The organism is Mycobacteroides chelonae CCUG 47445 (genome assembly GCF_001632805.1).
Taxonomy (GTDB): Bacteria; Actinomycetota; Actinomycetes; order Mycobacteriales; family Mycobacteriaceae; genus Mycobacterium; species Mycobacterium chelonae.
The window spans coordinates 2,521,884-2,546,218 of the sequence record NZ_CP007220.1; the positions used below are offsets into that span (position 1 = coordinate 2,521,884).

27 protein-coding genes and 2 pseudogenes are annotated in these 24,335 nt (G+C 62.0%); 12 read left to right on the plus strand and 17 right to left on the minus strand.

The window, feature by feature from the left end; genetic code table 11:
* Positions 1-65: 65 nt before the first annotated feature.
* Positions 66-1,003, plus strand: a pseudogene (locus tag BB28_RS12375) (amidohydrolase); the annotation flags it as partial.
* Between the two features lie 5 nt (positions 1,004-1,008).
* On the opposite strand, the gene BB28_RS12380 reads toward BB28_RS12375, so the two are convergent.
* The 4 genes from BB28_RS12380 to BB28_RS12395 are packed head-to-tail and all read right to left on the minus strand — an operon-like array spanning position 1,009 to position 4,090.
* A complete protein-coding gene (locus BB28_RS12380) occupies positions 1,009-1,422 on the minus strand; it encodes a cupin domain-containing protein (RefSeq protein WP_064393501.1) in 414 nt (137 codons plus the stop codon).
* Positions 1,423-1,426: 4 nt separating this feature from the next.
* Complete coding sequence (locus BB28_RS12385) at positions 1,427-2,587, minus strand: FAD-dependent oxidoreductase (protein WP_064393502.1); 1,161 nt, start codon at positions 2,585-2,587, stop codon at positions 1,427-1,429.
* Positions 2,584-3,477 (minus strand): DUF1295 domain-containing protein, encoded by an 894-nt coding sequence (locus tag BB28_RS12390; RefSeq protein ID WP_191985230.1) that lies wholly within the window; start codon positions 3,475-3,477, stop codon positions 2,584-2,586. Before BB28_RS12390 ends, BB28_RS12385 begins: the two co-directional genes overlap by 4 nt.
* A complete protein-coding gene (locus BB28_RS12395) occupies positions 3,467-4,090 on the minus strand; it encodes a class I SAM-dependent methyltransferase (RefSeq protein ID WP_057967736.1) in 624 nt (207 codons plus the stop codon). Before BB28_RS12395 ends, BB28_RS12390 begins: the two co-directional genes overlap by 11 nt.
* Positions 4,091-4,228: 138 nt before the next feature.
* On the opposite strand from BB28_RS12395, the gene BB28_RS12400 reads away from it, so the two are divergent.
* On the plus strand, positions 4,229-4,447 hold the full coding sequence (locus BB28_RS12400; protein WP_030097832.1) for a hypothetical protein: 219 nt from the start codon (positions 4,229-4,231) through the stop codon (positions 4,445-4,447).
* Positions 4,448-4,454: 7 nt separating this feature from the next.
* Here BB28_RS12400 and BB28_RS12405 read toward each other — a convergent pair whose 3' ends face one another.
* The 5 genes from BB28_RS12405 to BB28_RS12425 form a co-directional block, all read right to left on the minus strand.
* The gene (locus BB28_RS12405) at positions 4,455-5,000 is read right to left on the minus strand and encodes a chromate transporter (RefSeq protein ID WP_030097831.1); all 546 of its coding nucleotides are present in this window, start codon (positions 4,998-5,000) and stop codon (positions 4,455-4,457) included.
* Positions 4,997-5,566, minus strand: coding sequence for a chromate transporter (locus tag BB28_RS12410; protein ID WP_030097830.1), 570 nt, complete (start codon positions 5,564-5,566; stop codon positions 4,997-4,999). The genes BB28_RS12405 and BB28_RS12410 overlap by 4 nt, the downstream gene beginning before the upstream one ends.
* Complete coding sequence (locus tag BB28_RS12415; RefSeq protein WP_064393593.1) at positions 5,559-6,548, minus strand: phospholipase D-like domain-containing protein; 990 nt, start codon at positions 6,546-6,548, stop codon at positions 5,559-5,561. Before BB28_RS12415 ends, BB28_RS12410 begins: the two co-directional genes overlap by 8 nt.
* Before the next feature lie 104 nt (positions 6,549-6,652).
* The gene (locus tag BB28_RS12420; RefSeq protein WP_057966358.1) at positions 6,653-7,705 is read right to left on the minus strand and encodes an acyltransferase family protein; all 1,053 of its coding nucleotides are present in this window, start codon (positions 7,703-7,705) and stop codon (positions 6,653-6,655) included.
* 529 nt (positions 7,706-8,234) lie between these two features.
* A complete protein-coding gene (locus BB28_RS12425; RefSeq protein ID WP_046253697.1) occupies positions 8,235-8,630 on the minus strand; it encodes a PPOX class F420-dependent oxidoreductase in 396 nt (131 codons plus the stop codon).
* Between the two features lie 187 nt (positions 8,631-8,817).
* Here BB28_RS12425 and BB28_RS12430 point away from each other — a divergent pair, with 187 nt between their 5' ends.
* On the plus strand, positions 8,818-12,906 hold the full coding sequence (locus BB28_RS12430) for a bifunctional nitrate reductase/sulfite reductase flavoprotein subunit alpha (protein ID WP_046253698.1): 4,089 nt from the start codon (positions 8,818-8,820) through the stop codon (positions 12,904-12,906).
* 150 nt (positions 12,907-13,056) lie between these two features.
* Here the strand turns inward: BB28_RS12430 and BB28_RS12435 are convergent, their stop codons facing one another.
* Positions 13,057-14,040, minus strand: a complete 984-nt coding sequence (locus BB28_RS12435; RefSeq protein WP_046253699.1) for an acyl-ACP desaturase — start codon at positions 14,038-14,040, stop codon at positions 13,057-13,059.
* Positions 14,041-14,482: 442 nt separating this feature from the next.
* On the opposite strand from BB28_RS12435, the gene BB28_RS12440 reads away from it, so the two are divergent.
* A complete protein-coding gene (locus BB28_RS12440) occupies positions 14,483-14,842 on the plus strand; it encodes a DUF5994 family protein (RefSeq protein WP_046255777.1) in 360 nt (119 codons plus the stop codon).
* Here the strand turns inward: BB28_RS12440 and BB28_RS12445 are convergent.
* From BB28_RS12445 to BB28_RS12455, 3 genes and pseudogenes are all read right to left on the minus strand, one after another.
* A pseudogene (locus tag BB28_RS12445) lies at positions 14,839-15,240 on the minus strand (arsenate reductase ArsC); the annotation flags it as partial. The gene BB28_RS12440 and the pseudogene BB28_RS12445 overlap by 4 nt on opposite strands.
* Before the next feature lie 5 nt (positions 15,241-15,245).
* Positions 15,246-16,307, minus strand: a complete 1,062-nt coding sequence (gene arsB, locus BB28_RS12450; protein ID WP_046253701.1) for an ACR3 family arsenite efflux transporter — start codon at positions 16,305-16,307, stop codon at positions 15,246-15,248.
* A 20-nt stretch (positions 16,308-16,327) separates the two neighbouring features.
* A complete protein-coding gene (locus tag BB28_RS12455; RefSeq protein WP_046253702.1) occupies positions 16,328-16,759 on the minus strand; it encodes an ArsI/CadI family heavy metal resistance metalloenzyme in 432 nt (143 codons plus the stop codon).
* 101 nt (positions 16,760-16,860) lie between these two features.
* Between BB28_RS12455 and BB28_RS12460 the strand changes: the two genes are divergently transcribed.
* Together BB28_RS12460 and BB28_RS12465 are read left to right on the plus strand one after the other, a co-directional pair.
* Positions 16,861-17,220 (plus strand): Rv2640c family ArsR-like transcriptional regulator, encoded by a 360-nt coding sequence (locus BB28_RS12460; RefSeq protein ID WP_046253703.1) that lies wholly within the window; start codon positions 16,861-16,863, stop codon positions 17,218-17,220.
* Positions 17,221-17,264: 44 nt separating this feature from the next.
* Complete coding sequence (locus BB28_RS12465; protein WP_046253704.1) at positions 17,265-18,149, plus strand: hypothetical protein; 885 nt, start codon at positions 17,265-17,267, stop codon at positions 18,147-18,149.
* A gap of 1 nt (position 18,150) precedes the next feature.
* Here the strand turns inward: BB28_RS12465 and BB28_RS12470 are convergent, their stop codons facing one another.
* Positions 18,151-18,681: an FKBP-type peptidyl-prolyl cis-trans isomerase gene (locus BB28_RS12470; protein WP_078284713.1), complete on the minus strand. Its 531-nt coding sequence runs from the start codon at positions 18,679-18,681 to the stop codon at positions 18,151-18,153.
* A 357-nt stretch (positions 18,682-19,038) separates the two neighbouring features.
* Here BB28_RS12470 and BB28_RS12475 point away from each other — a divergent pair, with 357 nt between their 5' ends.
* Positions 19,039-19,230, plus strand: a complete 192-nt coding sequence (locus tag BB28_RS12475) for a hypothetical protein (protein ID WP_046255779.1) — start codon at positions 19,039-19,041, stop codon at positions 19,228-19,230.
* 167 nt (positions 19,231-19,397) lie between these two features.
* On the opposite strand, the gene BB28_RS12480 is transcribed toward BB28_RS12475, so the two are convergent.
* Positions 19,398-19,604, minus strand: coding sequence for a cold-shock protein (locus BB28_RS12480; RefSeq protein ID WP_046255780.1), 207 nt, complete (start codon positions 19,602-19,604; stop codon positions 19,398-19,400).
* Positions 19,605-19,900: 296 nt separating this feature from the next.
* Here BB28_RS12480 and BB28_RS12485 point away from each other — a divergent pair, with 296 nt between their 5' ends.
* Positions 19,901-20,101 carry a hypothetical protein gene (locus tag BB28_RS12485; RefSeq protein ID WP_126315398.1) on the plus strand — a complete coding sequence of 67 codons (201 nt, stop codon included), beginning with the start codon at positions 19,901-19,903 and terminating at the stop codon, positions 20,099-20,101.
* Between the two features lie 90 nt (positions 20,102-20,191).
* A complete protein-coding gene (locus BB28_RS24590) occupies positions 20,192-20,620 on the plus strand; it encodes a cellulose-binding domain-containing protein (RefSeq protein ID WP_046253706.1) in 429 nt (142 codons plus the stop codon).
* Here BB28_RS24590 and BB28_RS12495 read toward each other — a convergent pair.
* On the minus strand, positions 20,617-21,303 hold the full coding sequence (locus BB28_RS12495; protein ID WP_046253707.1) for a class I SAM-dependent methyltransferase: 687 nt from the start codon (positions 21,301-21,303) through the stop codon (positions 20,617-20,619). The genes BB28_RS24590 and BB28_RS12495 overlap by 4 nt on opposite strands.
* A gap of 282 nt (positions 21,304-21,585) precedes the next feature.
* On the opposite strand from BB28_RS12495, the gene BB28_RS12500 reads away from it, so the two are divergent.
* From BB28_RS12500 to BB28_RS12510, 3 genes are all read left to right on the plus strand, one after another.
* Complete coding sequence (locus BB28_RS12500) at positions 21,586-22,020, plus strand: cupin domain-containing protein (RefSeq protein WP_046253708.1); 435 nt, start codon at positions 21,586-21,588, stop codon at positions 22,018-22,020.
* Between the two features lie 56 nt (positions 22,021-22,076).
* Positions 22,077-22,523 (plus strand): DUF3887 domain-containing protein, encoded by a 447-nt coding sequence (locus BB28_RS24595; protein WP_081252257.1) that lies wholly within the window; start codon positions 22,077-22,079, stop codon positions 22,521-22,523.
* 167 nt (positions 22,524-22,690) lie between these two features.
* Positions 22,691-23,218: a hypothetical protein gene (locus tag BB28_RS12510; RefSeq protein ID WP_046253709.1), complete on the plus strand. Its 528-nt coding sequence runs from the start codon at positions 22,691-22,693 to the stop codon at positions 23,216-23,218.
* Positions 23,219-23,361: 143 nt separating this feature from the next.
* Here BB28_RS12510 and BB28_RS12515 read toward each other — a convergent pair whose 3' ends face one another.
* A complete protein-coding gene (locus tag BB28_RS12515; protein ID WP_064393595.1) occupies positions 23,362-24,201 on the minus strand; it encodes a helix-turn-helix transcriptional regulator in 840 nt (279 codons plus the stop codon).
* Between the last annotated feature and the right edge of the window lie 134 nt (positions 24,202-24,335).

Consider the following 24,335-nt stretch of genomic DNA (forward strand, 5'->3'; position numbering starts at 1 on the left):
GCAGCGGTGAGGTGCTCACCGAAACGAATCGGATGCTCGCGCACGTCGACACCGAGAGCGCTCCACCGCGGCTGTACAACGACATTGAGCGCAGGGGCGCGTTACCTTCCGCGTGGTGGCGTCCTATGTTGTGAAGGCGCCTCCCTTCGATGATGCGGTAGCGATGTTCACCCAGACTCGTGACGAGATCGCGAGCGACCTCGTTCAGGTGGGGATGATCAAGATCATGGGCGACGGCACCCAAGGCGGCTACACCGCCTGGTTGCTCGATCCTTATGCGGACAAACCCGATTCGATCGGAACGTCACCGTTCACCGAGCAGCAGTGGGGCCAGCTGGTCGGCCAGATTGATGCTGCGGGTATCGACATGCATGTGCACGCGTGCGGGGAGCGCACGGTGCGGGCGGCACTGGATGCGTTTGAGGCGGCGATCGCCAAGAATCCCGCCCGGGACCGCCGGCATACAATCGCGCACCTGATCTATGTCGATGACGCGGACAACGCCCGATTTGCCAAGCTTGGGGTTGGAGCCCAGTTGTCCGCGAACTGGTTCTCCGCCGACCCCGACACCGTGGTCAATCTGGCTGCCCGGTATGGCGCGCCCCGCAAGGACAACTTCTACCGGATCCAGGACATACTGCACGCCGGCGGAAGAGTGTAACTGGGAACGGATTGGCCTGCGGCGGGGTACTTCTCCACCTACAAGCCACTCGAATCAATCCAGATCGGTGTGACCCGTCAGCTGATCGGTGACCCGAATGCCGCGGTGCTCGGCCCCACCGACCAGAAGTTGTCGGCGGCGCAGGCGGTGCAGGCCAATACGCTGGGTGCCGCGCACCAGATCCGGATGGAGAACAAGGTCGGCTCGGTGGAGGTCGGCAAGCTCGCCGATCTCATCGTGCTCGACCGCAACATCCTTGAGGGAGACCCACACGACATCCACAAGGCGACGGTCACGATGACGATGATGGACGGCCAGATCCGTCACGAGATCAAGCACTGACCGGCCTACTTAGCCAGTACCAAGAGCGGCTTGTCCTTGTCGACGATGTAGGTTGCCAGTTCTGAACCTTCGTCATCACCGACATTGCGAACGGAATGGAAAGTCTCGGCGGGGACGAAAAGGACATCTCCGGCGGTGACGCTCTGTGAACCCTGACCGTCGATGTCGTAGACCAGCGTGCCCTTGAGCACGTAGATGATCTCCTCGCCGGGATGCTTGTGGCGGGCAGCCGTGGCTCCCGGCTGAAAATCGACACGTGTCTGTAGTGCCTCGCGGCCCGGGATGCTCAGATCATGGCGCTGTAAGTCGGTGCGGCTCACCGGCTCACGTTCGGACACGGGGGTAGATGACCCGCACGCCGCGGCGAGTGTCGCCAGCCCGGCACATGCGCCCATCACGATCGTGCTGCCGATGTTCATGCGGTCAATCCTTCGGGAGAGGCTTGAGTGTGCCGACGCCCGACGGCGGCGCCGTGTTGTCGCGGATGCCATGGTAGATAACGCGTTTGATGATCCAGGGTTGCAGTACGCGCTCGATCGACCACGCGGGGAAGCGGAAGGCGTGACCGGAGGGGGCGAAGACTTCCAGCCCGTCGGGCTGTACGCCGAGAACCGAGCCCCACCGGTACCTGGGTGGGCGGTAGGTACGTAAAGGCCGCCCGGATACTCCGGCGCGAACATTGTGAGCCACCAGCCGGTCAGCTCGATTGCGAGCCGAGGTGCGTAGCGCATCGGTGGCCGCGACGTCTCCGACGGCGAAGACGTCGGGGTAGCCGGGAACCTGCAGTTGTGGCGTCACACGGACAAATCCGTGTTGGTCGAGTACCTCGTCGGGCAGCCATTCTGTATTGGGTTGGACCCGGCCGATCGCCCACAGCACCGCATCGGAGGAGACCGGCGGCTGCCCGGAACTCCATTCAACCGGCTCGCTGGTGATTCGGTTGCCGGTGAATCCTTCGGGGATGAGTGCACGGTGTCCGGGGTGCAGCCCCACGCGGAGGTCGTTGAGCCGCTGCCGAATCCGGTGCCATACTCGCGGCGAGTGCTGTGTGAGCGCACGCTCACCAGGGAAATACAGGTCGACACGCAGGTTGGGCCATGTGATCGCGATGTTGGCCGCGCTGCTCACAGCGGCTGCTCCTCCACCGATGACGGTTACCGTGCCCGCCGCGGCCAGTCGCAGGTGCGCCGCGCGCAGCTCCGCAGCGACCTCGACATTGGACTGCAGTGTGGACTGTCGCCAGAAGCCGTTACTGACACCGGTCGAGATGACCAAAGTGTCGTATGGTTCCGCAAGCGATACGCCGTTACTGCTGTGGGCGAAAACTGTTCGGGCGCTGAAGTCGACGCCGGTGAGCCGGGCATGCACGGTACGGACACGGTCCAGTCTGTGGAACCGGTCAAACGGCACCCAGTAGTTCCGTGCCCATTCGTCGGGGCGTGAAAGCCGTATCCCTAACTCTTGGCCACTGACCAACCCGGGTTTGGCGGAGATTCCGACAACATCGCTGTGGCGGGCGAGCCGGATCGCCGTGAGCAGGCCGCTGTCGCCGAGCCCGGCGATAAGGACCCGTCTGCGGCTCACGCCGATTTCCGTGGAGGGCGGGGCACAAATCGGGATACCCGTGCGATGACATCTCGGTACTCGGGCCGCCGCTGCAGGCTGCGCTGCTCCATCATCGGGATGCTCGAGCCCAGGAACATCCCCAACATGCCCGCGGCGCCGAGGCATAGCCACCACGCATCAGCGGGGGAGACCGCAATACCGAAGAGTGCTAGGGAGAGCCAGAAGCTGAACTCTCCGAAATAGTTTGGATGCCGAGACCATGACCACAGGCCGCGGTCCATCACCTCACCGGGACGACGGTTGCCGGTGAAGCGGTGCATCTGCACATCGGCGACCAGCTCCAGAGCTACAGCCGCGAGGCCAACCAGACACGCGATCGTCGTCAGCCAGACCAGGTCGCCGACGGGGCGCGTTACCGCGACATACGCCGGCACCATCCCGAGAAAGACCAGCAGTGTGGGGATGAGATGGATGGCGACCAGATCGGCCAGGAAGCTCCATCGGCCGGCGCTGGCGCGCAGCATCGGGTAGCGCCAATCCTCATGGTGCAGACCAGGGAACGAATACACCCAGTTGGCGGTGAGGCGCACTGCCCACAGCGCGATCACCATCGCGATGAGCCAACAACGCAACTCATGTACCCCGGACTGACTCCACCAGTAGACCAGCAGCAGCGGGGGTATCACGCTCCAATAGGCGTCGTAGAAGCTCGAATTGCGGTACAGCCTGCTGAAGACGAATATCACCACCGTGGCCAGCACATCGGCGATCAACGTGTCCAGCCACATGCGGCCGGTACCTGGACCCCAGATGAGCCAGCCGGCGGCCACGCCCACGGCGATGAGATAGGCGATGGTCACGAGCACCAACGATTGTGACTTGCTTCGAACGATGGCTTCAGAGCTCATGCGGGGTGTTGTCCCTTCGCAACAGTGCGACGAGAAAGTCCGAGTCATCGGTGAAGGGCCTCAGGTCCCAGGTGGACAGCAGGAGGTCCGGAGCGAGACCTGCTTCGGCAGCGTCGTCGAGGAATCGAGCGAACTCGTAGTCACGGCCGGCGCCGAAGCCGATCACCGCGCGGCCATCTTCCGCGAGGTGTCCGCGCAGGCGTTTCAACACCTGAACCCGTGTGCTCGGGGCGAGAAACGCCATCACATTGCCCGCTGACACGATGACGTCAAATGGCTCGGCGATACCGGCCGACGGCAGGTCGAGGTCGGCGAGATCGCTGACGATCCACCGTGAACCGGGATGGTCCTGCTCGGCCGCCTCGATGAGCACCGGGTCGACGTCGACGCCGACCACGCAGTGACCGGCGGCCGCCAGAAACCCGCCCACCCGGCCGGAGCCACACCCGGCGTCGAGGACCCGGGCGCCACGAGGAACCATCGCGTCCACAAAGCGAGCTTCGCCCGCCAAATCCGCACCCTCACGCGCCATGGCGCGAAACCGCTCAATGTACCAATGCGAATGGTTCGGATTGGCCGCGACTTTCTGCATCCAGAGGCTCTGCTCAACCATGCAGCCATTGTCGCAAGCGGAGGTAGCGTCGCAGATCAGGGCACTCGAATACCTCACTCGATGGCCTACCGCGCCGCGATTGCGGTGCTAATCTCATGCCAACCCCGCACGTTATTGCGACGAAGGAGGGGGATGGAAATGCGTTACAGCGCATGTGCCACAGCAGCATTGGCGGCGATGCTGATTCTTGCCACGCCGGCTCGGGGTGAGCCCGAGTGTCAGTTCTCGGGAGGTCTGGGCCCTGACGCCGCCTGCACCCAAAGCACCGATGACGATGAGCTCACGACGCCGTGGATGTGGCCGGGCGACGACGGATTCGGGGTCGGGTTTGGTGGACCCGGCTTCGGTTGGCGCTGATCTGGTACTAGACAAGACCTAGATAGCCGAGCACTCCGGCCGCGGCGACCACGATCAACGGATTTGTCTTCGTAAAGACGAAGATCAGGGTGCAGATTCCGGTGACCGTGTAGGCACGCCAGTCGTGATCCGCGGCTCGGCTCATCACCAGGGAGGTCGCCAGGATGAGCCCGACTGTCAGCGGCGCCAAGCCCCTCTCAACGGCGGTGCGCCATTTCGACTTCTGTGCCCGCTGCCAGAATCGCGTTACCGCATACACCAGGGAGGCGGCGGGAAACACCATGGCGACCGTCGCGATGACTCCGCCGAGGATGCCTCCCGCGATGCCACCGACAGGAAGGCCCGCGGCATACCCGACCATCGCCACGATCAGAATGCTAGGGCCCGGTGTGGTCTGGGAGATCGAAAAGATGTCGGCGAATTGCGAATTGGTCAGCCAGTGTTCGTCGCGCACTGAGCGCAGGTGCATCTCCGGCAGCACCGCATTACCGCCGCCGATGGACATCAGTGACAGCGATCCGAACAACACCACCAGCTGCCAGTAGGTGTTCACGCGGCCGCCTTCCTGGGCCACGCCCAGAAGAGGGCCAGCGGGGCAAGGAGTGCGAGTGTCGCCAGCAGGGGCCAGCGCATCAGTCCGTTGAGCGCGAAGCTGGCGGCGAACAGGAGCACCGGGATCAGGCTGGTGAGGCACTTCTGTCCGGTCTTGATCACCATCGCCAGGGTGAGCGCTACGGCGGCGGCGGAAGCGCCATGCAGTACGCCCTTGACGGCGGGTACCTCTTTGAAGCGAAAGTAGAAGTACGACACCGTTAACACCAGAACCAGCGGTATCAGGCAGAGCCCGACGACGGCCGCGATGGCGCCCAGTGCACCGCGCATCTTGGTGCCAACGAATACGGCCATGTTGATCTGGTTGGCGCCCGGCAGGATTCGGCACATCGTCATCGCGGACAGGAATTCTTCCTCGCCCAGCCACTTCCTCTCGACGACGAGCACCTCGCGCGACCACGCCGACAAACCACCTCCGAACGAGGCCAGCGCTATGTGGTTGAACGTCCACGCCAAGCGAAAGAGGGACACCCGTGGCAACGGGGGATCGTTGTCACCGCTACTCATGCATGAGTTCCGGATCGTGTGGGAAGTCGTCTTCATAGTGTTGACGTGAATCCAGCGGATCCGGAGGGTCGTACTGATGGGAGAGATCCCAGTCGGTGTCGAAGACGTCTTTCAGCCGGGCAACCACGGGTGGGTCGGTGATGGTGATCCCAAGTTCACGACGCAGGTCGAAGGCGCTGCGATCGATGTTCATCGAGCCCACCAGTGCCCGGGTGTTGTCGATGATGAGTAATTTGGCGTGCACCCTCAGGTTCTTCTGCTTGTGCACCTTCACTCCGATGCGACGCAATGTCCGCAGCGATGCGAACGTGTCCAGAATGTCCCATTCACTGATGCCGTGCCTGCCCCCACACAGCACGCGCACCCTGACACCCCGGTCCACTGCCGCGGCAACACGGTCCAAGATGACAGCATCGACATACTTCGGATGTTGAATGTCGAGCCGCTGCTCAGCCGCGTCGATGAATTCCGCCATGTGATACCGGGAGTTCGCATTGCTCCACAGCAGGCCGTCGAAGAGTGACGGTACCCAGTCGTGGTGTTCCCAGTCGGCCTCGAACACTTCGACGATCTGTTTGACATGACTGGGCACGACCGTGATGACGCCGTAGTCGCGTGTCCGTGTGAAGTATTTCTCGCATAGGTTGAAGGTGGCCACCAGTGCGGCCTTGCCATCGACGACTATCGATTTCTCGTGCGTCACATAGAATTTCGGACTAGACCAGGCGACGTTCACCCCGGCCGTGGTGAGCCTGCCGAAGGTGTCGTCGTTGGCGCGATCGCCCCCGGATCGCTGCGGGTTGAGCATCACTCGAATGTCGACACCCGCCTGACGCCGCGCGATGACGGCGTCGATCAAGCCTTCCTCGGTGAAGGTGAATTGTTTGATGAGAAGCGATGTTTCTGCGCTCTCAATGAACTGACGAACCGGTTCCAGGCCGTCGTCCGGCTCGACGATGAGGCGAGGCGCGAAGGGGGACACAAGAGCAGAAGCTAGCACCAAGATCGCGCAGTGGTCTGCCATTCACATGAACACTTCGATCCGGCTGGCAACCTCATTGAACCCCAATGCAACTGGTGGCGCCGTTACGGCGTCACCGGCCGTTGCGCCGCGGCCGGTGTGGGGGACCTGCGGAAGATCCGGGTTTTGAGCTCGGTGGCCCGCTTTTCCACCACGAACCAACTCGATGCGGCTACCGGCAAGGTGGCCGCTGTGGCGATGACGAAGAACACAACAGGGTTCAAGCGGACAAGCCAGAAGCTGGCAAGCATCTGTTGGATAGGGAATGCGTAGATGTACACGCCATACGAAAGATCGTTGCGCAGCCGAGCTCTACGGATCAGCGCACCCGAAACGATGATGGCGTACGCCAGGGGTAGGGCACCGATGACTCGATAGTTCTGGGTAAATCCGGAAGCCATGACAATGGCGGCGCTGAGCACGACCAAGGACCAGCGGGCCGGTATCCGGTCCTGGTACTGGTAGAACATCGCGCCCGCGAGGAAAACGACGAAGAACCGGGCCAACATCTGTGGCCAGCTGAACATCGGCGGGGTGTAGGAGACGTAAGCCGCCCAGACTGTCGCCAAGACGAACAGAGTGGGAATAACCCAACGGCGCTTCAGAAGTCCCAGGAAGCCAAGGACGGAGACCATTACGTCACAGAGCAGAACGAAGAAAAGGGTCCAGATAGATCCGTTCCAGACCCCCGGAAACGGCACATCGGCGGGAGTGCCGTCGATGCCGATGTACGCCACGTTGAGCAGCGCGTTGTTGATGACGTATCCGAGCTCTGCCGACAACGAAATCGGCGTGTTCTGGACCTTGGCCGTGATCGGAGCGATCACGAAGGCGATTACGAGCAGACACACCCATAGTGCGGGGAAAATACGCAAAACGCGTGAGGCCCAATACTCCTTCAGGTACGGGCGACGCATCCACGCGGCAGTGATGAGGAAACCTGAGATGGCAAAGAATCCGTCGGCAAAAATATTACTGAGCAGCCGCACGATCGGCTCGTAGGCAATCTCGCGGCCGGTAAGGGGCCAGGAATGGTAGAAGACCACGCCGATCGCGAGAATGAGACGCCACAGCGTCAGCGCATTGTGTTGTCGATCAAATACCTGCTCAAGCTTCATAAATTCCCCGAGGCGCCGATGCTGTGTGTTTACTTTTGCGAATGAACATACTGCACAATCCCGAGTGGCACCCGGCTTACCTCGCGGGACGAATCTTCAGACCGCAAGTGCTCAAGTTGTTTGCGAATTGTTCCGGCTTCTCTGAGATCGAACGAGCGAATTCCATTGGTTCCCCATCACGCTTTACCTGCTTGCGTCCGCGGCGGTGCACAATGGCCGATAGCAGCGGATATGTCTGTTTGGGCTCACCACGGTGAGGGCAAGCGGCAAGAATCTCGCGGTACGCATTGATTCATTGCTGTCGAGCTATTGCAAAGCAGTATCCGGAGGGGCTGAGACGCATAGGGATGCGTCGCGGCGACCGAATGCGATTCCGTGCGGGTCCCGTGGCAATAACTATTCCTGAAACAGATTTGCTCGGCGAAGCTGCTTCGCATTGCTTATCCGTACGCTGCGGACAGATGGATTTTGGATACGGCTCTTCTGCCACTCGAGTAGAAACCGGAGCTCAGATAAACGCGTAGCTCAGCTACGGGGCCTCGGGGCCCGGGGAGATCTCGATGGCCACCGATGCCTGCTGACGACGGGTGATCCAGACTCCAAATTCACTCAACGGCCCCAACAGCCAGTACTTCTGATTGACGATCTTGCGGACCCTGCGAGTGTCATCGAAGTCCAGGACGCGCGCGATGCCCGCCACCACCGGTGCATCGGGGATGAGCTGCCCTCGAATACCGCAGGGCTGCAACGTCACCGCTGGGTTGCGCCGAATACGTCTGATCTTGTACGCCGCGACCTCCGAGAAGAAGTAGAGCTTGCCATCGGCGGGAGCAATCCAGACCGGCGTGGATACCGCCGCACCGTCTTTGCGGTAGCTCGTCAACGACACATAGTTCGCCCGGCCGACCACATCCCAATCCGTCATTCGTTGTCCTCTCATCGGCCAGTCCACCCGATTCTGTCGTAGACGGCGCCCGATCGCACTGGGCGCGTCCGGTCCCGAGCGGTCGGCCGAGGCTTACAGGAGCGTTGGCCGCACTGTGAGGTGGGTTTTTCTTTTCCATAATGTCCACGGAAACGATGGGGAAACACATCCGGGTCACTGTGGTGACATGGCCACTCCAGGGGAGATGGGTACGACGCGTACCGCGTGCTCGTACTGCGGTGTGGGCTGCGGTATCGAGGTCCAGACGAAGCCCGGTCCTGGGGGCCCGGTTATCGCACGGGTGTCGGGCGACAAGCTTCACCCGACCAATTTCGGCCGCCTGTGCACCAAGGGGGCTACCCATGCCGAGTTGATGGAGGCGGTCGACGGTCGTCTGAAGACCGCGCTGGTCCGGCCCTCCCGTGGTGCGGAGCTTGTCGAGACGCCGGTGGATGTCGCAGTGACCGAAGCTGGTCAGCGGCTGCGTTCGATACTCGACGAGCACGGGCCCGATGCGATCGCGCTGTACGTATCAGGTCAGATGTCGATCGAAGCACAGTACCTGGCCAACAAGCTGGCCAAGGGATTCATCCGTACTGTGCACATCGAGTCCAATTCACGACTTTGCATGGCGAGCGCCGGCACCGGGTACAAACAGTCGCTCGGAGCGGACGGCCCACCGGGTTCGTACACCGACTTCGACAGCGCTGATGTGTTTTTCGTCATCGGCGCAAACATGGCTGATTGCCACCCCATTCTGTTTCTTCGGATGGCCGACCGGTTGAAGGCCGGCGCGAAATTGATCGTCGTGGACCCGCGGCGCACCGCGACCGCCGACAAAGCCGACTTGTTCCTGCAGATCAACCCCGGTACTGATCTGGCGCTTCTCAATGGATTGCTTCATCTTCTGGTGAAGTCCGGCGATATCGATGAGGAGTTCATCGCCGAACACACCGAGGGCTGGGCGGCAATGCCCGAGTTCCTGGCCGACTATCCGCCCGGGGTGGTAGCCGAGATCACCGGTATCCCCGAAGCTGATATCCGTGCTGCCGCCGCCATGATCGGGCAGGCCGGCGAGTGGATGACGTGCTGGACCATGGGTTTGAACCAGAGCACGCACGGCACCTGGAACACCAACGCGATCTGCAATCTTCATCTCGCGACCGGCGCGATTTGCCGTCCGGGAAGTGGCCCCATGTCGCTGACCGGTCAACCGAACGCCATGGGTGGACGGGAGATGGGCTACATGGGTCCGGGCCTGCCCGGCCAGCGATCCGTGGTCAGCGCCGACGACCGAGCGTTCGTGGAACAGCAGTGGAGCCTGGCGCCGCAGACCATCCGAACCGAGGTGGGCCCGGGAACCATCGCGATGTTCGACAGCATGGCGGCAGGAAATATCAAGGCGTGTTGGATCATCTGCACTAATCCTGTTGCAACAGTGGCAAATCGGGGCACCACGATCACCGGGCTGGAGACCGCGGAACTGGTCATTACCCAGGACACCTACGCGGCCACGGCCACAAACCGCTACGCGGATATCGTCCTGCCCGCCACCTTGTGGGCAGAAGCCGACGCGGTGATGATCAATTCGGAACGCAACCTCACCTTGCTCCAGCAGTCGATCGGCCCGATGGGTGAATCCCGACCCGATTGGCAGTTGATCTGCCAAGTCGCCACGGCCATGGGATTCGGCGAGCAGTTCAGCTATGCGTCCAGTGAGGAGGTGTTCGATGAGATTCGCCGGTTCTGGAATCCAAAGACGGGCTACGACCTTCGCGGTGCCAGCTACGAGCGCCTGCGCGAGACTCCATTGCAATGGCCGTGCCCCCCAGACGATGCGAACGATCGGCACCCGATTCGCTACCTGAACGACGGTGTCAGCCAGAGTCTTTTCGTCGACGCCGCCGGACATCAACCGCGGTTGGCGTTCGCGACCCCGTCGCGCCGGGCGGTCTTTCACCCACGCCCGCACATGGATGCGCGCGAGCTGCCCGACGACGACTACCCGTTCATCTTGAACACGGGCCGCCTGCAACATCAATGGCACACCATGACCAAAACGGGGCAGGTGGCCAAGCTCAACAAGCTCAACAGTGATCCCTTCGTCGAAATCCATCCAGAGGACGCCGCCGAACTGGGCATCGCTGACCGCCAACCGGTCGAATTGCACTCGCGGCGCGGGCGCGCTGTGCTGCCCGCCCTCATCACCGACCGTGTGCGGCCAGGCAATTGCTTCGTACCTTTCCATTGGAACGACGAGCATGGCGAGTACCTCGCTATCAACGCACTGACGAGCGATGCCGTGGACCCCGACTCGCTGCAGCCTGAGCTGAAAGTGTGTGCGGTCAGGATGCGGCCCATCGCGGTCGTCCAGCAACCCGATCGACCGGAGGCAACATCCATGCACCCCGTCGCAGAAGCGCTCGACCTGGCACCGCAGCCCGTGCCCAATCTGGTCGAGAGCGAACAGGTCTACCTGGCTGGGTTTTTCACCACTCTGGAGCGGGGAGGAGAGGGAGTTCCCGTCTTGCCCGCAGGGGCGCCCGTTAGTGATCTGGTCCGGCTCTGGGTCGACGGAGCGTTGGCGGGAATGTACTCCCGTACCGGCGACTCGGCGCCTGGCCCGCTCGCCGCACCGCTACCTGCCACACGGCCCATGCCGTTGGTGCTGTGGGCATCCCAGACGGGCAACGCCGAGGACTATGCCACCAACCTTGCCGCGCAGCTTAGTTCCACGGGTGCGCCGCCGCGGATCGTGAACATGGACGACTGTGGGATGGCTGATCTCGCCGCGGCCACCGACGTCCTGGTCGTCACGAGCACGTTCGGAGACGGCGGCCCTCCTGATAACGGCGCCGACTTCTGGGACCGCCTGCATGCATCGGATGCGCAGTTGTCTGGGATCCGCTTCGCGGTCTTGGGAATTGGTGATCGTGCTTACGAGAACTTCTGCGGGCACGCCAAATCCATCGACGAACGCCTGGCAAGTCTGGGCGCGGTCCGTCTGATGGACCGGATGGACTGCGAGATCTACGATGACGAGCCTCTAGCGCAATGGGCACGTCAGGTGACGGATCTGATCACGACCCAGGAGGGGCCGGTCACCCCGGCGGCGGTCCCCGCCGCGAGCCCTCGACCGTCGAGCACTGGCGCACCCGAACCGTTCACCCGCAACAGTCCCGTCGCGGCCCGTTTGACCCGTAACACCGTGCTGACACCGCGTTCCTCCTCAAAAGAGGTGCGACATTTCGGGTTCGACATCTCCGAGCATGGCGTCGCCTACAGTGTTGGCGACGCACTCGGGGTCTGCCCGACCAACTGCGACGGCGCCGTCGACGCGTGGCTCTCCGGCACAGGGCTGCGTGCCGACGAAATCGTCGAGGTCGACGGTGTAGAACAGACCCTGCGCGATGCGCTGACATACTCCTACGACATCGGGCGGATAACCCCGAATCTGCTGAGCTTCCTCGCCGACAACAGCACCAACACGGCAGCGGTCAAGGATCTCCATGAAGCACGAAAGAACCTTGCATCATGGGTGATTGGCCGCAGCGGCGTGGACGCCGTGCAAGAATTTCCGGTACGCGTCTCCGCCGAGCAGTGGCAGGACGTATTGGTGCGGTTGACCCCCCGCTGCTATTCGATTTCGTCCAGCCCTCTGGTCAGCCCGCATGAGGTTCAGTTGACGGTCTCCGTGGTCCGGTACCGGGGGACTGGCGGCGCCGAACGAGGGGGTGTGTGCTCGACGTTCCTTGCCGACCGCGCCGATGACACACCAGTTCCCGTGTTTCTGCAGAAGTCCCCGCATTTCCGGCCCCCGGAGGAGTCGCGGACTCCGATGATCATGATTGGCCCGGGAACCGGGATCGCACCGTTTCGCGGATTCCTGCACGAGCGTCGCGCGCTCGGCCACACCGGCCGTAACTGGCTCTTCTTCGGCGACCAGCATGCGGCCCAACACTTTTACTATCGAGACGATCTGTCCACCATGGCCGATGACGGCTTTCTGTCCAAGCTTGACGTCGCCTTCTCTCGCGACCAGAAGGACAGGGTCTACGTGCAGCACAAGATGGTGGACAACGGCGCCGAGCTCTGGGCATGGCTGCAAGACGGCGCCCACCTCTATGTGTGCGGCGACGCATCCCGGATGGCCAAAGACGTCGACACCGCACTGACATCAATCATTGAAAAACATGGCAGGCTCTCGGCCGAGGGTACCCACGATTACAAGCGCGAACTGGTCGCCAGTAAGCGGTATTTGCGAGACGTCTACTAGACCCGACTTGACACAAAGGTGCCACCGTTGACGTACGTGAAAACCGCCCGAGCTGTAATGATCTATCTGACGCACTATCGGACGGCACCGAAGCGCAACGCTTCGTCGGCCACACAAGGCAGCGCGGTAGCGAACGCGTAATCCGTCCGTCTACACCAGTACTTTGGCGGCTTGGCGTTCGGCGCGTTTGGCCTGGCGCTCCAGGTACTTGGCCTTGACTTCCTCGAAGTCCTCGGAGGTCTTCTTGAGGTCACTGACGATGCGGGCCAGGTCCTCGCGGTACCACTCGGCCTCGCCGTTGATGTCGTCGCGTTCGAAGATGCGCCACTTGCGCAGCACCGGCAGCACCACCTCGTCGAGGTGTGACTGCGGGTCGTAGACGCCGCCGGTGGCGATGGTGACCGCGTTGCGGCGGAATCCCGGAATTGTGTAGCCGGGCATCGTGAAGTTATCGAGCACCTTGTGGACAGCCTTGACTGCTTGGTTCGGGGCGATTTCCAGGCCGGCTGTCACCATGTTGCGGTAGAAGATCATGTGCAGGTTCTCGTCGGTGGAGATGCGCTTGAGCAGCTCATCGGCGATCGGCTCGGCGCAGGCCTTACCGGTGTTGCGGTGCGAGACGCGGGTGGCCAGCTCCTGGAAGGTCACGTACACCACCGAGTCGAACAGGCTCTCGGAGAACGGTATGTTCTGGCGGTTCTGGCCAGGGGAGAACCCGCTGGTCATCTGCGCAATGCGCAGCTTCTCGAGTTCGAACGGGTCCACCGAACGGGTCACCACCAGATAGTCGCGGATGGCGATGCCATGGCGGTTCTCTTCAGCGGTCCAGCGGTTCACCCAGGTGCCCCACGGCCCGTCCATGGTGAAGTTCATGGCGATCTCGCGGTGATACGAGGGCAGGTTGTCCTCGGTGAGCAGGTTGGTGATCATGGCGATCTTGGCCAGCTCGGAGAGCTTGGACTGCTCAGGATCCCAGTCCTGGCCGCCTAGTGCCTTGTAGTTCTTGCCCTCTGACCAGGGGACATAGTCATGCGGGTTCCAGTCCTTGGTGACGCCGAGGTGGCGATGGACATTCGCCTCGACCACGGGCTCAAGCTCATGGAGCAGCTCCAGATCGGTGAAGGCCTTCTGCATGAATACTTCCTCGTAGTGGGGGCCAGACAGAAACCGCAACTAGCAGTACCCGTATCCAGCAGTTACAGAAATCTAGCATGCCTGGATGCCCCGCAGGCATGTACAGCGATTACTCGTCTAATTGAGAGCATTCCGTGACCGTCCCTCTGCGTGCGGCCGACCATGGCGCGTATTCGCCGACGGTGGCGATCGATTGCCATCCCGGTGGATCGAAAGTCGTTGAGCACCAGATATTTACAAGTCACCTCCTCCGAGTCCATGAAAAGGCGAGTAGTGTCCGTGACGTAACTATCGCCGTGGCATGTCCGAGCGCCGACTGGTTTGGCTCATACGGATTTCGTTTGTTTGAGTCCCACTGAGCAACAAGGAAGTACGCATGACACAGGCTGAGTACCCCGGCCCTCCCATTCGCTTCACGCTAGGTCCGCGCAAGACCGGCAGGATGAACGGAGCGTGGTGGCCGCAAGACGACGGATTCATCGCGCGGGAACTCTCCCCTTTGGTGGAAGAGCTGTCCGGGCACATCGGCGGGGTCAGCGAGGTGTCGCTGAACTGGAAGGCGGGGTCGCCTCGGTCGAGCATGAGGTCGGCGGCGATGCCTCCGTCGCTCACCAATCGTCCGTTCCATTGGGTGGTCACGCTTCGAGGTGAGCATCGGACGGTGCGGATTCTTATGGTGCCGGCTCGTACGAACAGGAGTCTGGCGCGGTTGATCATGCGTCTGGCGGCGCAGATGCCTCTGCTTGATTCTCCGAAGGAGGACGAAGTATCCGCGGCGCTCCGGATCATTATGGCCGCCTAGCGGTCGGCGTTGAGCTCGGCGAGCAGATGGCGGACGCGTTGTTCGATGTCGTCCCGGATGGGGCGCACCGCTTCGAGGGGCTGGCCGGCAGGGTCGGGCAGCTCCCAGTTTTCGTAACGTTTCCCGGGGAAGTACGGGCAGGTGTCGCCGCAGCCCATGGTGACGACGACGTCGGCGCCTCGCACGATCTCTTCGGTCCACGGTTTCGGGTACTCGCCGGTGATATCGATGCCGAGCTCGGCCATGACTGCGGCCGCGGCGGGGTTGATTTCTTTTCCGGGCTCTGAGCCGCCCGACCAGGCAACCGCCCGGTCGCCGGCTAGATGCGTGAAGAATCCAAGTGCCATCTGGGAGCGGCCCGCGTTGTGCGTGCACAGAAAGAGCACAGTGGGCTTGTCTTGGGTCATTGGGTCACCTTCTGGCCTGCAGTGTCGATCGAATCCGGTTGAGGGGCATGTGTAATGCGGCGCCGCAGCGCCAAGGACACGTATACGAGGGCGACCAGCACGGGTACTTCGATCAGGGGGCCGACGACACCGGCTAGGGCCTGGCCGGAGGCGGCGCCCCAGGTGGCGATCGCCACAGCGATGGCGAGTTCGAAGTTGTTACCGGCAGCGGTGAACGCGAGCGTGGTGGTGCGTGGGTAGCCCAGCCTGAGGGCAGCGCCGAGGAGGTATCCGCCACCCCACATGATCGCGAAGTAGGCGAGTAAAGGCACTGCGATACGTGCAACATCCCAAGGCCGAGAAGAGATCTGATCGCCTTGGAGCGCGAACAAGATCACGATGGTGAACAACAGTCCCCACAGTGCCCAGGGGCCGATGATCGGCAGGAATCGTGTTTCATACCACGTGCGCCCCTTGACCTGTTCGCCGATACGGCGGGAGAGATATCCAGCCGCGAGCGGGATCCCCAGGAACAGGAGTACAGATTTGGCGATCTGCCACGGCGACGTGGCGATGACGGTTTGCGGCAGATGCAGCCAACCGGGCAGGACGGATAGATAGAACCAACCCAGGACCGCGAACATGAGCACCTGAAACATCGAATTCAGGGCGACAAGGACGGCCGCCGCATCCCGATCGCCGCACGCAAGGTCGTTCCAGATGATCACCATGGCGATGCACCGTGCCAGTCCGACGACGATAAGCCCGGTGCGATACTCGGGCAGATCTGGTAACAGCAGCCAGGCCAGCGCGAACATCAACGCCGGGCCGAGCGCCCAGTTCAAGACCAGCGAGCCGATCAGCAGCTTGCGGTCGGCGGTGACGGCACCGAGGCGGTCATAGCGCACCTTGGCCAATACCGGGTACATCATGATGAGTAGCCCGACCGCGATCGGCAGCGAGATCCCTTCGACCTGAACTCTTTCCAGCACACTGTTCAGCCCAGGGATCCAGCGACCCAGCAGCAGTCCGGCTGCCATCGCGAGTCCGATCCATGCCGGCAGAAACCGGTCCAGCATCGATAATCTCTGTGGCGTACTCACTCAGGACGCCCGCATGTGCAGCCGTCGTCTTCGGGGAGGAGTTCGGGACTGGTGCCGAATGTGTCCGAATCCGCCAAAATTGTGTAGATTTCCCACTTTTCCCGATCAGGTGCGGTGACCCACACCTTGTCTTGTGTTGCGAAACAACACGTGGTGCCGATCTCTTCTTCGGTGAACATGCCTGCATCGGTCAATCGGCCGATCTCGGCGTGGACCTGCTCGCTGGATTCGACCTGTACCCCGAGATGGTTGATCGTGCCGCCGTGGCCCGGGTTCTCCAACAACACCAGCTTCAGCGGTGGGGAATCGATCGCAAAGTTGGCATATCCGGGCTTACGTTTGGCCGGTTGTACGCCAAAAAGCTTTGAATAGAAGTCGATTGACGCATCGAGGTCGTCGACATTGAGAGCCAGCTGTACGCGGGACACCGGTTCACCTCCGGAACTAATGAGATATTTATCGAACTTATCGGATGCGCCCAGTGTGCCATGTCTTTGACATATGTCAAAGCATTCGGGATGCTGGAAGCATGCCCAAGGCTCTTCCCGTGGTAGATACCACCGCTCCCGTGTGCTGCGCACCTGTGGCGGCCGGTCCGATGAGCGACGAACAGGCCCTGGAAGTCGCGCTGCGGCTCAAGGCGCTCGCGGACCCGGTGCGGGTCAAGATCATGTCCCAGCTCTTTGGCGCGCCCATGCGAGAGATCATCAGCGGTGACCTCGCGGGCATCCTCGGACTCACCGAGTCAACCGTTAGTCACCACATGAATCAGTTGCGAAAAGCCGGGTTGGTGGAATCGGACCGCCGCGGAATGAACGTCTATCACCGGCCGGTTCCGGATGCGCTGACCGCGTTGTGCACGGTCCTGGATCCCAGCTGCTGCCAATAGAATCGACCGATGTCGACGACAGCCCGCAGTGACAGCGCTCGTTCATGCTGATCGGTATCGCGGCGGCCGTGCTGGCATGCCTGGGGTACGGAACCGCGTCCGTCCTCCAGGGATACGGTGCCCGCCAATCCGCGACGAATGTTCACGGGCGCTCCGGTAATGGTGCACCGTCGCTAAGCTCCACAATCGCCGCGATGCTGACGCCGGCATTCATCGCCGGGATGGTTCTCGATCTCGTCGGATTCGCGGGCACCCTGGTGTCGGCGCGGTTGATTCCACTGTTTCTCTCCCAGACGATCATGAGTGCGAACCTGGCGGTCACCGCGGTGCTCGGTATCGCCGTACTCGGTGTGCGGTTGCAACGACGGGACTGGCTCGCCATCTCGGCCGTATTGCTGTCGCTATGTGTGCTGGCGTTGACTGCCGGTCCTCGTGGCGAGGATTTCGCGACGCCATCGGTTCACTGGGGTGTGTTGATCGCATCGGTGGCAGTGCTGCTCACCGGCCTGGGCCTCATTCGTGTCTTGGGCTCACGCGCCGCGATTACTGCGGGGTTGTTGGCCGGGATTCTTTATGGCGCAATGTCTGTTGCGGTCAGAGTGCTTGACGGGCTCGATCCGCTACGGGTGAAGGTCCTGTTGTCCGATCCCGTCGCCTACGCGGTGATTCTCGCGGGGGTGGGCGGCTTCTACCTGTTTACCGTTGCGCTGCAAGTGGGTTCGGTGAACGGCGCGGCCGCGGCATTGGTTGTGGGGGAGACGGTCGTACCCGGTGTGACCGGTGTACTGCTGTTGGGCGACGGCGCGCGCCCGGGATTGGGCTGGCTTGTGGCCGTGGCGTTCGTGGTTGCGGTCGTCTCGGCGGTGAGTGTGGCCGCGTTCGGTGCCGTCGAGAACACGCAGTCGACGGCACCGGAGCCGGCGCGCTAAGTCAGTTTGATGCGTTGAGAATCTTGATCGCGAAGACGAGTGTGTCTCCCGGCCGGATACCGGCGCTGGGCTGCCCGGAGGGATAGCCGTCAGCGGGGACCATCGCGACGGCGACGGTCGACCCGACATGTTGCCCCGCGATGGCCTTCTTGAATCCCGGTACCACCCCATTAAGCGGGAATTGGGCAGGCGTGCCACGCGTATAGGCGCTATCGAACACGGAGCCGTCGCGCCCGTTAACGCCCATGTAGCAGACCGAAACCGTGGCCAGATCTCCGACGATCGGTCCGGATCCAGCCTGGAGCGTGTGCACCTGGGTCTCGGCCACGCTGAATGGCGCGGTCACGTTGACACTCGGCGCCGCGGTGTCCGTGGAGCCGGAGACGGCGACGTTCCCGGTGCTTCCCGACAGCGTCCATTCAGGTGTGCCGGAGTTCTGTGGCGCCGCCGTGGGGCACCCGGTGGTGGCGGCGGGCGGGTCGGCGGGTGCTGACTTGGCCTCCGTGTCGGAGCCGCACGCGGCCAGCGTCACAACGAATGAGGCGGCGCAGGCGGCAAGTGCGACGGACGGGTACACGCGCAAGGAGTTCACGGTCGCCACGCTAACAGCTGCGCGGCGACCGCCTGCGAGTGCCAAGTCAATGGCGTTCACGCGGTGGGGGAAGTGGCACTGTCCGGGGATCAGCACGGCCCGGCGAACTCGCTCAATCGTGCGTTCCTCCGTCGGCCCGCGAGTAATTTTCAGATTGGAGCTACCGCTCGACGGCGCTATCCGCCAAGGGCGTATCGCGTTAGCCGAAGCGACTCGTAAACTGCTGCCATGAAATGGTTCTCACGGAGGCGAAGCGAAGACCGCGAGCCCGTTCAGCTCAGCGCTGAGGCCGCCTCTGTGGTTGACCAGCTCGTTGATCACCATCACGATCGTGAGTGGCCCACGGCGATCGGCTGGCATCTGCCTGACGAAGAGCCGCCTTGGGAGGCGTTGCACGAGCTGCGTAGTACGGGTTACTGCGAGGTCGAGCGGGACGGCGACGAGGTCGAGGTCGATTTCACCGAGCTTGGGCGCCGCACCTTCACGTGAGGCTTCTCGCGGGCGGTCGAAGATGCCGTCGCAAGGGGACAATCTCATCGAGCGCCGCACGAGCGTTGAGTCGGCAGGTGAGATAGCCTGGGCAGCAAGTAGAAAGGCTGGCCGGCCAGGGTATCTGGACGGCCAGCCGGGCGCATTTTTCTCGCGCTGTAGGAACTTTAGACGGTCTGCACTGAGACAGCCTGAGGGCCGCGATCGCCGGCTTCTTCTTCGAAGCTGACGCGATCGTTCTCGTTGAGGCTGCGGTATCCGCCCTTGTCGATGATGGCCGAGAAGTGAACGAACAGGTCCTTGTTGCCGTTGTCCGGGGTGATGAATCCGAATCCCTTTTCGGCGTTAAACCATTTCACGATGCCTTGAGCCATGCGATTACTCTCCTGAGTGTCTAATTGCGGGGCCGACATTCGACCCTGGGTCTTGCGGAGGTACGCGAAATCAAAGCAACCGGCAAAAGTCACGGAGATTGGGTATGTGTCCGCCGCGGAAAATCTTCGCGAGCGTGTCACTAAGAAAATCAACCATTTTGACCTTACCAGAGGTCGAGCCTGATAGCCAATGGCTGACAGTAGTTCGGCGCAGCAGCATATGAATCGGCAACCGGATTCGGAACATTGGGGAGTGGAGCGATCCTTCGCTCCATCAGGTGCCGAACAAGTCACTCGTGACCGGCACGCTTGCCGACTGGGTAGTCCCCGTTCTTGAAGACGCGGCGGACGAGATCGACTGGATCTCAGGGGAGATCCGGATCGACTGCCATACCGAGGCCGTACCGGCCCCCGGCACTCAGCCCTTCTACTGCAGCGACACCCGCCACGTGCCCCGGATCAGTTACTACCGGCCCACTGCCTGGCCCATCCAGTGATGTCGCAACGGTCTCAGTTGGGCAAAGGTACTGCGTCTTACCCGCGATGCGGGGGCCTACCTCCGCCGCGTGGCTTTAGTGTTGGCTGTTATGGCGGGACTTGTCGGTTACGTGAAGCGCTGGCGCACAGCCCTTCACGTAACCGTGTCGGCATCGATACTTGCTGGTCTCGCACTCCCCATTGTGCCGGTAGCTCACGCGGCCGCGGCGGCGGCGACGTTGTCGGTGACATCGACGTGGCAGACCGGTTTCATCGCTAGTTTCACGATCACCAACTTGAGCACGGTGCCGCTCTCCGATTGGCGGCTCGAGTTCGACCTGCCGATCGGAGAGTCCATCCGGCATACGTGGAGCAGCAGTGTGACGCAATCTGGTACCCACTACGTTCTGAGTCCCGCGAACTGGAATCGCATCATCGCGCCAGGAGGTTCGGCCACCGGCGGTCTACGGGGCGTGCTGAGCGGTTCCTACACACCACCGTTGAACTGTGTGCTCAATGGGCAAGTTCCATGCAGCTAGAGGCTGCGGTGCGCAGAAACCAACCAGGCCGGTAACTGGGCGCGTCCGTCGGAGCCGATCGTCACACCGCGATACTCGAAGCCTTCGGGCAACTGGCTGGGAACATTCACCCATGCTCGTGCGCGCCGGATCTCGTCGATGACCAAGTGCCGCCCCACGATGCTGTGCAGCTGCTGTTCGGTGAACGGCCGGGGCCCGAATTCGGCATCTGGCGGAAAGGCCTCGGTCGCAAAAACAAGTGCAAAGAACTTGCCGCCGGGCCTGAGCGCTCGCGCCAGTGATCGCACATAGCTTTCTCTGAGCTCATCGGGTAGGCAGTGAAATACAAGGCCATCAATGACGGTATTAAAATAATTGTGGTAGCCGGTGTCTGCGGTCAGGTCAGCTGTATTGAAAATAGCATCCAAGCCAAGCTGGGCGGCCGCTCTCTGCGCTTTGTCTATCGCACTGCCAGATAGATCGAGACCCACGACTTGGTACCCATGACCGGCCAGCTTTAGCGAGGTCAACCCCACCCCGCACCCAGAATCGAGGATCGGGCTCTCAAATCGACCTTGCCGGTGTAGAGCTGCTATTTCGGGTTGCATCTCGCCGATATTCCACCCCGGATCACCAGGCGCATAAACCGCTTCGCCCCTGTATAACTCGTCCCAGTCCACGGCATTCACATCAAATGTTGGCATATTGCCGATATTAGGTGCGATACCGACGGCCGGCAACAAGTTGTTTTGCTCAAAGCGAGCATTTTTCAAAGGGTAAATTACTCTCCATTGCTGAATGGAGGCTACGCGAAAGTTGTCAATCTGCTGAAAACCGATAACAAATCGGAAACGTATTACGGCGTATTTACGAGACGGTTTAGAAAGATCGCACGTGGGTGGAGGGGGCTCGACAACGCGCTGGAACCTCGGAGGCAGCTCCGGGGGACGTGGCGGCGCTGCGGCTAATGGTGAGCGGAGGCGCACATGGCTCCGAAAGCTCTGCTTGCTGCCTTGAGCGCCGCCGTGATGCTCGTGCCCGTGGCCTGCGCCCAACCTTCGCCGCGGAACGTGGGCGATGACCCCGTTGTCCGCCAGGTGTTCGATTGGCCGACCAATGTGCCTGGAAAGTCCTTGATATCAGTGACCGTGAGTTATCCGCCGGGCACAAAAAGTATGGCTCACCGTCATGCGAAGTCAGCGTTCATCATGGCGTACGTGATCTCAGGTGCGATCCGCAGCCAAGTCGAGGGTCGGCCGTCCCGGGTGTATCACGCCGGCGAAACCTGGTACGAAGACCCCGGCGCGCACCACACGATCGGCGAAAATGCCAGCGCCACAGAACCTGCCGAGTTACTCGCAGTCTTCCTGGTTGATACCGGAGATGGACCGCTGACTACCGATCACGCGACCACGCAGTAGGAGAACTTGTGTACACGGTTGATCGAGTCAAGGTCGACGGGAGTATCTTCAGGCCTATGCGATACGCACGAGCGCTCCGAAGCTCCCGGCTTCGCGCTCTGGTGACACTGGCGGTGGTGGGTGCTCTTGCCGTAAGTGCGGTTGCCTGTGGCCGGGGGGACACTCGAACAGCAAGCCCTGCCGGTAGTCCGGACCAACTGGCACTGGCAACGCTGGACCATATCGTGCAGGGTGACAATGCAGCTGCCACCGCCCATTTCGACCAAACCATGGCGGACACGTTGTCGGCTCCGGCTCTGGGGCAAGCATGGATTACCTACCAGGAGCTGCTGGGCGCATACCAGTCACACGGTGATCCCCACGACGTCAAGCGTGGCGAGCTGACCGTGGTCAACATTCCTCTTCAGATGGAGCGCGCACCCGGCCAGTTCCGGCTGACTGTCCACCCGGACGGATCCGTCGCGGGTCTGTACTTCCTCAAGGACGGCGTCCCCGTACCCTGAGTTCGCTTGTCGAACACCGGTAGCCGGGGGCCAGTCGCCGCTCCAATCAGCCCGGACGTCGACTTCGCGTTCGCTATCACGCCCGACGTGCCAACCATCTTCCTCCTCAGCCGTGGCAATGTCGTCGCCGAGCTCGAACGGCTGGCGCATGCTGTTAACCTGGCGGAATGGCGTCCGCTCGGGCCTTGGGATGTATCGGAGCACTGGCAGTTAGCGGCTTGTCATTGGCGCCGCCTGCCGTCGCTGAACCGCAATTACCGGATCTGGATCAGTACACCGCGGTGAACACGCCCGACTACACGGTCGCGATCCCGACCAGCGGATACAACGGTGCCGTGAGCAGCGTGCAGTTCAGCACTCCCGCCGGCCAGAACTGCAGTGTGGTGATCAACGTTCGGGGAATGTGGGACATCGCGACGTGCACCGGGCCGATTCCGGGGAGCAGCTACAGCAGCGTGACCGCGAGCTATCTGGAAGCCGGTAAGTTCGGCAATTCTCCGCCCGGTCCTGGGCAGGCGAAACTGTTGCCGGCTGGTAGCAAGGTCGTGTTCACCCGCGGGGTGTGGACCGGTACGTGCGCGGTTGACCAGGCGATGACCGCCTGTGTTGTCGACACCGTCCCGCGACCTGGCGAGTCAACCTCAAGGGCCCCACACGGTTTCGTGCTGGGCCCAGACGACAGCTCGACATTCTAGAAATCCTTGGGTAGCGAGCAGCGCAGTCCGAACCCACGGACGTGTGCGACTGATGTCTACGGCTTAGCCTCGCTCACCCTCCTCTACGCCCGGCTCGTTGATCTAGTGCAGCGGCCCATCGATCACGAAGTAGGCGCTGTTAGTCAGCCGGACGGGATCGCGCCGATAACCGAGAGCAGTTCGAGCTTCTCGTAGCTTTCGCTCCCCGGCACTGCCGTATAGACCAAGAGCGAGTGCGACTCGTACGGGTCCATCAGGATCTGGCAGTGGAGTTCCAGAAGCCCGACCTCCGGATGCTGGTAGCGCTTGATCTCTCGTGGCGTGACGCCGACCTCGTGCTGCTTCCACAGGCTGCGGAACTCCGCGCTCTCGGCCATGAGTAACTCCACAAACCGGGCCGCCTTCGACTCGGAGCCCCGGAGAGTGAGTACGCCTCTGAGCCCCGAAACGTACATGCGAGAGTAAAACTCGTGATCCTCGCGTAGATAAAGGTCACGTGCGGTCGGGTCGGTGAACCACCGGTACCCACTGCTTCGCGACGCTCCGCTGTGCCTGCACAGGTCGCCCAGGAGCGCGACGCTCAGTGGCGTCTGACGCAGGGTCTCACCGAGCTCAGTAACGATCTCAGCAGGGGTGTCAGTGAGCCTATCGAAGATGCGCAGAATGCCGGGACTGACGTGCTCGCTGCACGAGTTGCGAACTGGCGGTTGGTGTCCGGCAAGCCGGAACAGGTGGTCGCGCTCGTCCCGAGAGAGATGTAGCCCCTGAGCTATCGAGGCGATCATCTGTTCTGAGGGCTGCGGTCCACGTTCTTGCTCCAGGCGCGAGTAGTAGTCCGTCGACATATGACACAACGCCGCGACCTCCTCCCGGCGCAAGCCAGTCGTTCGGCGGCGCTGCCCACGCGGGAGTCCGACGTCCTCCGGCTGCAGTGCGTTGCGGCGGTGTACGAGAAATTCCGCCAGACCTGCTCGATCAATCACACGGCCATCTTCGCCCATGTCGAATTGCTCAGCCAGGGATCGACAGACCATGGATAACCTTGCGCATGTCGGCAACCCTGGCTATCAAGCACCGCATCGGTGCGTCAACGCAGGCCGATCGTAGGGGCGAACAT